Source organism: Dyadobacter fermentans DSM 18053 (genome assembly GCF_000023125.1).
GTDB classification, from domain to species: domain Bacteria; phylum Bacteroidota; class Bacteroidia; order Cytophagales; family Spirosomataceae; genus Dyadobacter; species Dyadobacter fermentans.
In genome coordinates, this window is sequence record NC_013037.1 from 2,465,511 (window position 1) to 2,477,423 (window position 11,913).

Annotated in this window: 8 protein-coding genes; 5 read left to right on the top strand and 3 right to left on the bottom strand. The window is 52.9% G+C overall.

Annotated elements, in window-relative coordinates; all coding sequences use genetic code 11:
• Window positions 1-83 precede the first annotated feature (83 nt).
• Window positions 84-3,269, top strand: a complete 3,186-nt coding sequence (locus DFER_RS09955; RefSeq protein ID WP_015811498.1) for a zinc-dependent metalloprotease — start codon at window positions 84-86, stop codon at window positions 3,267-3,269.
• Here DFER_RS09955 and ruvC read toward each other — a convergent pair whose 3' ends face one another.
• Window positions 3,270-3,854, bottom strand: a complete 585-nt coding sequence (gene ruvC / locus DFER_RS09960; RefSeq protein ID WP_041736285.1) for a crossover junction endodeoxyribonuclease RuvC — start codon at window positions 3,852-3,854, stop codon at window positions 3,270-3,272.
• Between ruvC and DFER_RS09965 the strand changes: the two genes are divergently transcribed.
• Entirely contained in the window at window positions 3,853-4,857 is a 1,005-nt protein-coding gene (locus tag DFER_RS09965; protein WP_143828708.1) for a lysylphosphatidylglycerol synthase transmembrane domain-containing protein, read from the top strand. The two genes, ruvC and DFER_RS09965, sit on opposite strands and share 2 nt — an antisense overlap.
• Entirely contained in the window at window positions 4,858-6,012 is a 1,155-nt protein-coding gene (locus tag DFER_RS09970) for a glycosyltransferase (protein WP_015811501.1), read from the top strand. It begins immediately after the preceding gene.
• A gap of 76 nt (window positions 6,013-6,088) precedes the next feature.
• Here DFER_RS09970 and DFER_RS09975 read toward each other — a convergent pair whose 3' ends face one another.
• The gene (locus DFER_RS09975) at window positions 6,089-8,170 is read right to left on the bottom strand and encodes a choice-of-anchor A family protein (protein ID WP_015811502.1); all 2,082 of its coding nucleotides are present in this window, start codon (window positions 8,168-8,170) and stop codon (window positions 6,089-6,091) included.
• Window positions 8,171-8,577: 407 nt separating this feature from the next.
• Window positions 8,578-9,399 carry an XRE family transcriptional regulator gene (locus DFER_RS09980; RefSeq protein WP_015811503.1) on the bottom strand — a complete coding sequence of 274 codons (822 nt, stop codon included), beginning with the start codon at window positions 9,397-9,399 and terminating at the stop codon, window positions 8,578-8,580.
• Between the two features lie 130 nt (window positions 9,400-9,529).
• On the opposite strand from DFER_RS09980, the gene DFER_RS09985 reads away from it, so the two are divergent.
• Together DFER_RS09985 and crtID are read left to right on the top strand one after the other, a co-directional pair.
• Entirely contained in the window at window positions 9,530-10,426 is an 897-nt protein-coding gene (locus DFER_RS09985) for a MerR family transcriptional regulator (protein ID WP_015811504.1), read from the top strand.
• Window positions 10,407-11,912, top strand: a complete 1,506-nt coding sequence (gene crtID / locus DFER_RS09990; RefSeq protein WP_015811505.1) for a bifunctional phytoene desaturase/3,4-desaturase — start codon at window positions 10,407-10,409, stop codon at window positions 11,910-11,912. Before DFER_RS09985 ends, crtID begins: the two co-directional genes overlap by 20 nt.
• Window position 11,913 lies beyond the last annotated feature (1 nt).

Here is an 11,913-nt window from a genome sequence, read left to right on the forward strand (position 1 = left end):
GATTAAAAAATGTGCAACCCTTCTGCACACTTTTGTTGTCTTACTGAATAATTATCAACGGTTACAATTCACCCACCCTGTCAATGCCAGCACATCTCCCATTCAAATACCTGACAATCATCCTGTTGCTCCTGACGGTCGGAATTGCGCGCGCTCAGCAAGCGGCGCCGTCCTGCGGTACCAACGACTCACTGATGATCGCTTATCTGGAAAAAATTTCCAAAAGAACGGACCTCACCCAGGCGCGGATGCACGCCGGTGAGATGCTGGAATACCGCATTGCCGTGGATGTCGAATACAAAACTGCGGCGCAATACAACCATGACCAGGAGAAGATTAAAGAGGCTGTTTACAAAATGTTCCGGGAGGCTTCTGCCATTTTCGAGCGCGAAATGAATATCAAGCTGACCGTTTCGTTCATCCACATCTGGCAGGAACCGGAGCCCTACACCTTGGAATTTGACTACGACTATTTCACGAAAGTGCAGAATTACTGGCTCGAACATCGCAAGGAAGAACGGGACGCCGTCGTGGGGATGTCGATCCGTTCCGGCTGGTTTTACGGAGGTTACCGGATGGCCACATCCAACCTGCCGTCCCCCAATACCACGCTTTTGCCCGACCTGCTCGCCCACGAGCTGGGCCATACGCTCGGCTCTCCGCACACACACAGCTGTTCCTGGCCCGGCGGGGCGATCGACCATTGCGAGGAGCTGGAAGGTGCCAACGAAGCCTGTCCGTCGGGTAGCCGGGAAGTGGTTAACGGCACGATCATGTCGTATTGCCGATCCAAGCTTACATTCCACCCTTTTTGCCGCAATCTCATAAGAGAGTATGCCGAAGGGAAAGTCAATCCGTCATTTTCATTAAAACCATTTACTGAAAAGCCTGCGGCGCCCGGCCCACTGACCGTACTCACCAAGCCCGGCACCGCGAACGATTTCGCACCGTATTTTGAATGGTTTGCCTCCGAGCGCGCCGCTCAATTCCGGTTCCAGATCGCCACCGACGAAGCATTCACCCAAATCGTGGAGGATACGGTGGTAAACCAGGCATTTCACCGCTCACCGGGACAAAGCGACGGCAATTACTTCGCCCGCTTCCGCGCCGAGAACAGCCACGGCACCACCGAATGGTCGGCGCCGGCAGCATTCAGCATCAGCGGCTGGAAAAGCGCTTCACTGCCTCCGCAATTTATCAGCCTTTCCCGCACGAGCGCGGGGACCATTTCCGGCTCGTTCCGAAACCTGGAAGGTATTTCGTCGTACCAGCTGGAAGTACAACTCCCGTTTTCCTCCGAGGTGTATGAAATCACCCGGCAACCGGATAACCAGAACATCCAGCACTTTTCCATTCAGCTGCCGTTAAAAAAAGACCAGTACTACGCATTGAAATTCCGGGTGAACAGATTTGGCTCCTGGACCGAATGGTCGAACTGGAAAGAGTTGTACGCCACGGATTTCACGACAAACATCCTGCCCGATTCTACCCAGCCGCTGTCTACCCGGCCGTTGCTCGCGCTACGCCAGTGGGTGCCCGACCGCGGCCCCGAAGCCTATACCGGCGTATTCCAGGTAGCAACGGATGCTTCATTTGAAAACATCGTTTTTGAGCAGTCATTTTCGAATAATGAAGCCAATCATTCACTTTCTGACAAATCGGTGTTTGTACCGTCATTGGAAGAAAATACAACCTATTACGTTCGGTCGCGCATGCAGCTGGCCAATCTCGCACCGTCGGGCTGGGAGGTTTCACGCATGAATACGGGCTCGCACGACAATCGGTTCGCGTTCCTGGGAACTCCGGCCGAAGTGGTTCAAAGTACCGGCTACGCCACCGCGGACGTGCTATTTAACCGGTTTATGAAAGCGGGCGAGCACCTGTATGTGTTCAACTTCCAGGGCGGTTACCACCGTACCAGCGACCTGCAAACATGGAAAACCTATTTGCCATCGACCACCAAAGGGCAAAGCCCCATGTACGTAGGCGCATTTGGGGCCGCGCCCGACGGGCAGACACTCACGATCGACTTCATGAAGAACATTGCCGTACAAATGACCGACGACCAATATGAGAAAAGCTTTTCGGCCACGCCATTATATATGGGCTATCTCCAACCCATGGTGTATACCAAAAACGAAGGCTATTTTTTCAAAAGCTATGAGGAAGGTGTCATCCAGGTCCAGAATGGCGTGTGGACGAAGCATCAGAACCAGCCTCATGTGTTCCGGCCTGTGACCCTGGCCAGCGATAACCGCGACAGGGTGTGGAGCATGGGCGATGGCGGCTATATGGCTTATTATGAAAATGGCCAATGGACCTCTCAGCCGCAGTTTCCTTTCTGGGACGGCGTGAGCGGGATGGTATTTGATGAGAAGGACAATTGTTACGTGTACGGCTCCTTCGGCGTGTCCGTGCTCAACACGGCAACGGGTTCATGGGACGCGATCGAGGCGCTACGGCCATTTCCTATCCGGAAAATCGTTTTTGACGGCAGCGGAAACATGTGGCTTGCTTCCTACCGGAGAACCCGGTGGGACGCTCAGAAGATGGACAACTTTGCGCTTGTGAAATACGCGGACGGCAAGGCCAGCGCCTACTCCGACGGCCTTAACCTCCTCCACGAACCCTTCGATATTGAGTATTACAAAGACAAATTGCTCATTATGACCACCGGCGGCGAGATCCAATCCTTCGACGACCGGCAGATCCTCTCTTTCAATCCCAAGAGAACCTATTGCCCCGGCGAACCGCTGGACCTGAAACTGGCGACCAACTCCACTTTTGCTGCCGATAACAAAACAAGTGTAGAACTGCAACAAGTCACGACCGGCAAGACAGTCGCGTGGGAAATAACCAGCAATGCATCGCAAAAGCTCGTAGCCATGCTGCCCGACACGCTCACCGAGGGCCGGTATTCGCTGGCAATCCGCACGACTGCGCCCGAGATTACCACATACCGCAGCGACGAGTTTGAAGTATTACCTGCGAACACCTGCGGCGAGGCCAAAGGTGTGGTGCTGCTGCAAAACCGTCCCAACCCGTTTGGAGCGTCGGGAACAATTTCCTTTTACCTACCGCAGTCGGAAGAGGTGCGGCTGGAATTATTTAACCTGATGGGTCAGCGAATGGAAGAGTTGAAAAACGGGGTGTTGCCGCAGGGCTGGCACACGGTGGATGTAAACGGGACATCGCTGGCGGCGGGCTTGTACGTTTACCGCCTGAAAGCCGGCAAAATCACCCGGTCGCTCAAAATGATCCGTAAATAATTAGCGTATGCGGTTGGGGTTTTCACTTACAAATGCACCCCAGCCGCCCTTTTTAGCTTTTTTAGAACCGCCGGTCGCCACAGAGGCCGGCGAATTGGCATGGTACTGATGGCAAATCGCGATTGCGATGCCGTCGGTGGCATCCATGAACTCGCGGCTGAGCTCCATTTTCAGGATTTTTTCGAGCATGTAGGCCACCTGCTCTTTGGAAGCATTGCCGCTGCCGGTGACCGATTGCTTCACCTTTTTAGGAGAATACTCGACGATCGGGATGTTGCGCGCCAGTGCGGCCGCCATCGCTACGCCCTGGGCGCGCCCGAGTTTGAGCATCGACTGCGCATTTTTGCCATAAAAGGGATCTTCGATCGCCATTTCGTCGGGCAGGTAATCCTCGATCAGCTGGGTGAGGCGTTCAAAGATTTTCTTCAACTTCAACTCGTGCGTACTATATTTGCTCAGATGAATCACCCCGTACTGCACCAGCGAAATTTGCTGTCCTTTGACCGAAATAACCCCATAACCCATCACTTGCGTGCCTGGGTCCACACCAATAATGACCTTTTCCGAAACCTCCGTTTTTAGCATGGTGCAAGATAAGGAACTCTCGCCTCCAAAGCCAAAAAGCGGCCAGGCAAACCTGCTCTGGGCGATCAAGCTCGTGGTGACGGCCCTGATCGTGAGCTACATTTACCGCACATTCCGAAATGAACAGAAAGGCATTACCGACATCGGAAGCGTGTTCGCCACGATATGGTCGGCGGAAAACGTGCCCGTGCTGCTTGGGATGACCCTGCTGATGCCCCTCAACTGGGCGCTCGAAAGCCTGAAATGGCAGTCGCTGACGCGCAAAATAGTCCCTATCACTTTCCTCGAAGCATTTAGGGGAACACTCACCGGCCTGGCCGTGGGTGTAGCGGTGCCTGCTCAGCTCGGCGACACGCTCGGGCGCGTGGCAGCGCTCAAATCCGACCGCCGGCTCGAAGCAATCGGCGCGGCATTGGTTTCCAACGGCATTCAGTTTTATGTTTCCGTTCTTGCGGGCGCGGCTGGCTGGCTCTACCTGGAAAAAGGGTTGGACATTTCCGAAACGGCTAAAATGGCGATCCGCATTACACTTGTGGCGGTGCTGCTGCTCGGCCCTGCCGCTTTTGCTTACCGCAAACCGCTCACCCGCTGGCGCCCTCGAAGGAGTATTTTCCGCAAAATGCAGCAGTATATCGTCGTGGCCGGCACCTACACGGCCCGGGAGGTTTCCGTGGCTACCTTATATGGCGCTATTCGCTATCTGGTTTTCCTGACCCAGTTCCTGCTCGCATTGTCGCTATTCGACTTTGCCGTTTCCGCCGCGGGACTGGCGGCTTGCGTTTCGCTGATTTTTCTTGCCAAAACGCTCATTCCGGCTGTAAATGTGCTGGGTGATCTTGGTTTGCGGGAATTCACGGCGCTGGTCGTGTTTGCATCCTACCAGCTGCCGCCCGAGCAGATCATCGCCGCTACGTTTCTCATCTGGATTCTGAATGTGCTCGGGCCTATTCTCGTAGGCATATTCCTGATCTGGAAATATAAATGGAAGAAAATCAAGGTTTAGATGGGCAGCTTTGGACTAATCTCATGGGTTGAGGCGGTCATTTGGCTGCTGCTTGGAAGCTATGCGGTTTTTACGCTGGCGCTCACATTGCTTTGGTCAAGGATCAGGAAACCGGCCGCAACGACCACTCTTCCGTCCGACTTTTTTGTGACGGTGATCATTCCCGTCAGAAACGAAGCGGACAACATTGTGGCGCTCCTGCAAGACCTCGACCGGCAGACTTTACCCCACCGAAATTTCGAAGTGCTGGTGATGGACGATAGCTCTACGGACGGCACGGCAGGCATTGTGCGCGAGTTTGCAGCGCATTCCAGGGCTGAAATATCGCTCATTCCCCTACCCGACGTCCGCACTTCGGCGCCAAAAAAAAGGGCCATCGAAACTGCCATGCAGCACGCCCGGGGAAAGCTCATCGTCACCACCGACGGCGACTGCCGGGCGCATCCCGGCTGGCTGCAGGCCATTGCCGCATGCTACGCCCAAACCGGCGCAAAGCTGATCAGCTCGCCCGTCACATTCACGCAAGAAACCTCACTGACCGATCATTTACAGACCGTCGAATTCGCCAGCCTTATCGGCAGCGGCGCGGCATCTATGTCGGCCGGCTACCCATCGATGTGCAATGGTGCCAATCTCGCCTATGAAAAAGCCGCGTTTGTAGAGGCAGACGGTTACGACGGCGTACGCCACATCGCATCGGGCGACGATGAGTTCCTGATGCACAAAATTGCCGGCGCGCATCCCGGTTCCGTACACTTCCTGCGCGATCCGGCCGCTATTATCCGTACCGCGCCGCACCGCAACTGGCAGAGTTTTTACCGCCAGCGCAAACGATGGGCGAGCAAATGGAAGCATTATCAGAGCAAAACACCGCTCGTGCTGGCGGTATACATATTTTCCGCGAATTTCTCCCTGCTACTCGCAGGTGCGCTCGCGCTCGCGGGCATGGTCCCGGCCGGTAGCTTTTGGGGAATGCTTGCATTGAAATGTATCCCCGAATGGTTCTTCCTCGGCTCGGTGCTCGCATTTCTTCAAAAGCGGAACTCGCTGGCGTACATCCCGGTTACCCAATGCATTTATCCGCTTTATGTTTGCTTTTTCGGGCTGGCGGCGCAGAAGGGGGAATACGAGTGGAAAGGCCGGAAACTTGTTTAGCAGGCATAAAAAAAAGCTGCCAGCAAATTGCCGGCAGCTTTAAGTTTCACATAACGCTATATAAGATCAATTCATTCTACTTTTTGAGCACTTTTGAAGTGTATTTTCCTTCTTCATTCACCACGTTCACAATATACATTCCCTGTGCGAAAGCCCTCACGTTCACTTTAATCTCCGTTTCGTTGGCTCCGGGTAAGATTTGGTATACCGGCTTTCCTGCAAGCGTAAATATTTCAAGTTTTTTCACCGGTGAGTAACTTCTTACGTTCATTTCGTCCTGGGTCGGGTTCGGGAAGAAGTCCACGGCCAACCGGGCGTCGCAAGTTCCCGCCAGTACGCTGCGGATTGCGCTGTATTCAAACGTTTCGTCAGTATCGACCTGTTTAAGACGATAATAATAGGCCTTTGCAGGTACAGATTCTGATGAAAATGGTGTATCGTTGAAAATATAAGCGGATTTGGTGGCATCGTAATCGATCCGGGCAACTGCACTGTAAGTCCGGGCATCTGTTGAGCGTTCGACCTCGAAATGTGAGAAATCTTTGGCTTCTGTTACCTTCCATTTCAGTTCCGCATTGCAATTTACATTTTGTACGTTAAAAAATGCTAATGTTAAAGGCAAAGGTGTTGCAGGAGGCGGTGTTGTGTAACACGTTGAGGTTGATGCAGGATAGTCGATCGAGATTACTGTCGACGGGTCCACCGTGATGCGGATCGTGGCGCCGCCGTGGCGAAGTGAACCGTAACGGTCGTCCTCCACTTCCACCCATTTGTTACCGTCCAGCTTGAAGCCCGGCCACGCGGTTCCGGTTCCGTTGACGTCCACCGCTGCTCCCGGGAACAGGATGCTTCCCGTCAATGGCAGGTCGCTGTCTTCCTGGATCACTTTTCCTTCTGAATTAATCCATTCAATTTTCGCCGATGCACCGTTGGCATCGTAGTTCGGTGTAATGTTGTAATCCAGCCACGGCGCATTTTTGAGACATTTGGATGAAGCAGCCGCTTCGATCTTCTTCTCAACAGGCTCGGGGATCGATGGCAGGAATGGCCAGAAGTGAACCTCGTCGCTTTTGTGCACGAAGCTTTTTGCGATGATCTGCCCATTGATATTACCATTGTTTTCTTTCACAACATCCGCCTGCGGCGCGAAAATGGTTCCGCTGATCTGCGCGTTACCGCCGAGTGTGATGCCTTTGGTCGCATCCGGGAAGTTGTAGATCACGTACGAGCCCTGAGAGTCGTTCAAACCGCCGAAGCCGGGGAAGTTGATTTTGTTGTTTCCCGTAACGCCGCAGAATGTAGGGAAGTCTACGATGTTGATAATCAGACCGAAATTTCCGGACGGGCTGGTTTGCCCAAGCTGCGCGCCCGACGGGATTCCTTCAAAGTTCGCATTGCCGATCTTGTGCCAAACGGCAGCCGAAACGGTCAGGACGTTGATTTTATTAGGATCAACTATGATTTTGGGGTTATTGCCGATTACACTGGGGTCGAGGTACGGGCCCATAGCCGCCGCGTCCACGATCCGGCCATTCTGGTCACGGATGGGCAGGTTGTCCGCCATGTCCTTCAACTGATTGGAACGCTTGATGAATGTAAGGAAAGCTCCGTCGATATCGATCTGGTTTTCGCCGATTCCGAAGACATTTTCGCACACGGGATTACTTCCCTCGCCTACTGTCGGCGACCATGAATGGATGTTTGCGTTGATCATGATGTTCGGCGACGCGGAGTAATCGTTGGGGTTCTGGTTAATGCGGATCGTCGAAGCTGCATTGTTGTTATCGCGGTACCAAACGGTCATTGCATTGCTGCCGCTATCGAACATTCCGCAGTTTCCGATTTTCACATAGTTACCGCCGTTTACCTGAAGTGTGCCGCTGTTGAGCTTGGCACCGCCGCGAACGGCCAGGCCGATGGAAGCATTTTTAACAAAAAATACGCCGTGATTGCTGTTGAAACTGATCTGATACTGATTCGTGGTCACATTTCCGCCCACAGCAATCGGACCTTCGGTTTCGCTGGATTGCAGCACGGCATCGCCTTTAACGAATATATTGAACCGCTTTGCAGCAGCAGTAGGGCTCTGCGCCGATGATGGGTATGAGCTTAAAAAGAGGAGGGCCAGGAGGCTTACGAGGAGAGGTTTGATTGACATTGTTGAGTCTTTTGATTTCTGACTCGACGAAATTAGACGACCCTTTTCGATCAATTATTCTTTTTGTGACCACCCGGGGGTACTTTGGGGTAATGCAAGGGTTTTGAGGGGTGACAAGTTTGCCAAAAATTGCACTAATCGAAGAGTACCCATAGTGCTCGACAAAATAGTGTGAGTGATTTGAAGACAATTCCAGCATCGGGCTATGCATACTATTTCTACAAATTGCGCTCAAAAATGCCCAGTACTTCTAGAATTCCGTATTCAGCATTTGGTAAAATGTTCGAAATAAGCATTCTAACCCTATTTTAACGATTATAACATTTCTAATATGCCCTAACTGCTAAAAATGCAAAAGGCCGGGGATATAACCCGGCCTGTCTAATTATTTGTAAGCGTTTCCTCTATTACTTATAGGTGGACTTTTTCTTCAATTCGCGAATTTCGTTTTGCATTTCCTGCAACATCCGCATGAGCTGCTGCATATCGGTCTGTGGCTCCGGAAGCGCCTTGCTGTGGAAGCTGTAATATTCCCACAACTCAATCACTTCGCCGATGGGCACGGTGTAGGCAAAATATTGCTTGTTGAACGATTGCAAAAGCATCGTTCCGGCTTCCTGGTTAATGGTAACCTGCTTGAAAACGAAGTCCTGGTCGCCTTTCAGGATCACAATGCAGGGCGTTTCAGGCTTCACGGTTGTCCAGTCCTGAACGTACCGGGTGATGATGTCCGCGCCTTCGGGCACCGGCAGCATGGAATCGCCCACAGTCGGGAACATGCGGAAAGTGCCGTTTTTGGGTACGGTAGGCAAGTTGAAGCGCGGTAATGTGGCCAGGAACTCAGGGTCGGCATAACCGGAGCGGTACCCCGCCCGCGCCTGCACGGGCACGTATTCGATGTTCTCTTTGTCCTCCTTATCCACCGTAATCGCCAGGACGCGGATCTGGTCGCCTTTCATGAACAGCTCACTTCCTTCTTCGAGGTCTTTCAGCTTCTGGTCCGACAGCTTGCTCAGTTCTATTTTAAGAAGGCTGTCGATACTCATCCGGAAATACTCGGAGAAGTTGATCAGATCATCGACCGTCGGGTTGGCCGTCCGGCCGCTTTCGATCGCATTGAGCTTTACCCTGCTGATCCCGAGCTTTTCCGCCAGCGCTTCCTGGCTAAGTTTCTGACGCAAACGGAGGAACTTGATATTGACCGACCAGAAAATGTCCTGCGCACCCATGAGTTGATATTTTTAAAATCAGACATAAGATATTATCAATACCAAAAGTAGCAGCAATTTTTATTTTTCCTACAAAAAAGTGAAAGAATAATTTTGTTTAACTATTTTTGAAAAACGTTAAACAAAAAAAATGTCCACCTATTCCATCCGGGATCTCGAACGTATCACCAGCACCAGAGCGCACACGATCCGCATCTGGGAGCAGCGTTACGGCCTCCTGGAACCGGAAAGGACCGAGACCAACATCCGCTACTATAACGACGACCATGTTAAGAAGCTCCTGAATGTGTGCACGTTGCTGGGCAGGGGAATGAAGATTTCGCATATCAGCCAGCTTACCAATGCGGAGATACGGGAGGAAATAGACCGCATTATCGCGGAGTCGCCGGAGACGACGGAGCATATCGAAGCTTGGATAAACGAGGCTGTGATCGCCATTGCGGCCTATGATGCGGTGACTTTCCATCGGTTATTTGCCGATGCCGTAGGGCGGCTCGGGCTGATCGCTACTTATGAAAAAATCCTTTACCCGCTGCTCATCCGGACGGGGCTCATGTGGACCAAGGATGCATTGCTGCCCGCGCAGGAACACTTTTTGTCTAACCTGATTCGGCAAAAGCTCTTTACTGCGATCGATACATTGCCCGTGCCCGAGCACAGCGACCAGCAATGGCTGCTGTTCCTTCATGAGGGCGAGGAGCATGAAATCGGACTTCTTTTTGCGTATTACCTTATTATCAGGGCCGGAAAAGCGGCCGTTTACCTTGGGGCGCGCCTGCCCTACCCCGACCTCCTGGCCGCAGCCGGTAGCATCAGGCCGACACACATTTATACATTTTTCGTAAGCAATCAACTTGAAAACCAGGCAGGAAACCTGCTCGGCCAGCTTATCCGCGACTTTCCCGACTCCCGGATCTGCTTTTCAGGTTATATGGGGCATGGGGAGATTGAACCCAGTGTCAGCAGAATACAGTCGATAGAACAACTGTTTGAAACCATCGGAACCAATGAGCCACACACTACATGATCATCACGGAGGCAAAAAGGCGGTAGGCGTCATCGGGGCCGGCTTTGCGGGAATGGCCGCCAGCGCCATTCTGGCGTACCAAGGGCATCAGGTAACCGTTTTTGAGAAAAACGACACGATCGGCGGACGCGCACGCACCTTTTCGGATCAGGGATTTACATTCGATATGGGGCCAAGCTGGTACTGGATGCCCGACGTGTACGAGCGTTTTTTCGGGCAATTCGGGCACAGCGTGTCAGACTGGTACCAGCTCCGCCAGCTCGACCCGGGCTTTGCGGTGGTGTTTCCGGGTGGCGAGGTGATGGACATTCCCGCCGACTTCGAAGCGCTTTGCGCGCGGTTCGAAGAAATTGAAACGGGCGCGGCGGATAAACTCCGCCGGTTTATCGCCGACGGGGAATTCAAATATGAAACGGGCATGCACGACATGGTGTACAAGCCCGGACATTCCATCACCGAATTCATGAGCCTGAGGCTCTTCGGCCAGGCGCTGCGTTTGCAGGTTTTCAGCTCGTTCAGCAAGCACGCGCGGCGGTTCTTTAAAGATCCCAGGTTACTGGCACTGATCGAATTTCCGGTGCTTTTTTTGGGCGCAATGCCGAAGGACACGCCTGCGCTTTACAGCCTGATGAACTACTCGGGGCTCAAACAGGGAACATTTTATCCCATGGGCGGATTTGGAAAAGTGGCCGATACGTTCCGCGACATTGCCAGGCAAGCCGGCGTGGAGTTCCGAACTGCCGAAACGGTTGAGAAACTGGAAACCTCCAACGGCAAAATCCACCATATTCACACCACCAGCGCATCGGTAGCAGCCGACGCCATTATCGGCAGCGCGGATTACCGGCATATTGAAGATGCGCTGCTGGCACCGGCAGACAGGCATTATAATGAAACCTACTGGCAAAGCCGGACATTCGCCCCCTCCTGCCTGCTTTTTTATCTCGGTGTAAACAAGCGCATTCCAAAACTGCGGCATCATAACCTCTTTTTCGACCAGGATTTCGGCCTGCATGCCGAAGAAATATATAAGGACAAAAAATGGCCTACGGCGCCGCTTTTCTATGTCTGCTGCCCGTCGGTCACAGATCCATCGGTAGCGCCCGAAGGTTGCGAAAACCTGTTCATCCTGATGCCCATCGCCACCGGCCTGCCCGATCCAGAGCCCATCCGCGAACATTACTACCAGATCCTGATGGACCGCCTTGAAAAGTTTGCCGGCGAAACCATCCGGGACCATATCGTATACCGAAAAAGCTATTGCGTTTCGGATTTTAAGAATGATTACAACGCTTACCAGGGCAACGCCTACGGCCTTGCCAATACCCTGCGCCAGACGGCCGTTTTCAAACCCAAGCTGAGAAGCCCGAAAGTCAGTAACCTGTTTTTCGCCGGACAGCTCACCGTTCCGGGCCCCGGCGTGCCCCCCGCAATCATCTCCGGCAGCATTGCCGCCCATGAAGTCCTCAAATACCTAAACAACTAGC

What these genes read in the sequence shown, in the direction of transcription:
- ruvC (WP_041736285.1), bottom strand. Translation starts at nt 3,854, where the DNA reads ATGCTAAAAACGGAGGTTTCGGAAAAGGTCATTATTGGTGTGGACCCA.
- DFER_RS09955 (WP_015811498.1), top strand. Translation starts at nt 84, where the DNA reads ATGCCAGCACATCTCCCATTCAAATACCTGACAATCATCCTGTTGCTC.
- crtID (WP_015811505.1), top strand. Translation starts at nt 10,407, where the DNA reads ATGAGCCACACACTACATGATCATCACGGAGGCAAAAAGGCGGTAGGC.
- DFER_RS09975 (WP_015811502.1), bottom strand. Translation starts at nt 8,170, where the DNA reads ATGTCAATCAAACCTCTCCTCGTAAGCCTCCTGGCCCTCCTCTTTTTA.
- DFER_RS09965 (WP_143828708.1), top strand. Translation starts at nt 3,853, where the DNA reads ATGGTGCAAGATAAGGAACTCTCGCCTCCAAAGCCAAAAAGCGGCCAG.
- DFER_RS09980 (WP_015811503.1), bottom strand. Translation starts at nt 9,399, where the DNA reads ATGGGTGCGCAGGACATTTTCTGGTCGGTCAATATCAAGTTCCTCCGT.
- DFER_RS09985 (WP_015811504.1), top strand. Translation starts at nt 9,530, where the DNA reads ATGTCCACCTATTCCATCCGGGATCTCGAACGTATCACCAGCACCAGA.
- DFER_RS09970 (WP_015811501.1), top strand. Translation starts at nt 4,858, where the DNA reads ATGGGCAGCTTTGGACTAATCTCATGGGTTGAGGCGGTCATTTGGCTG.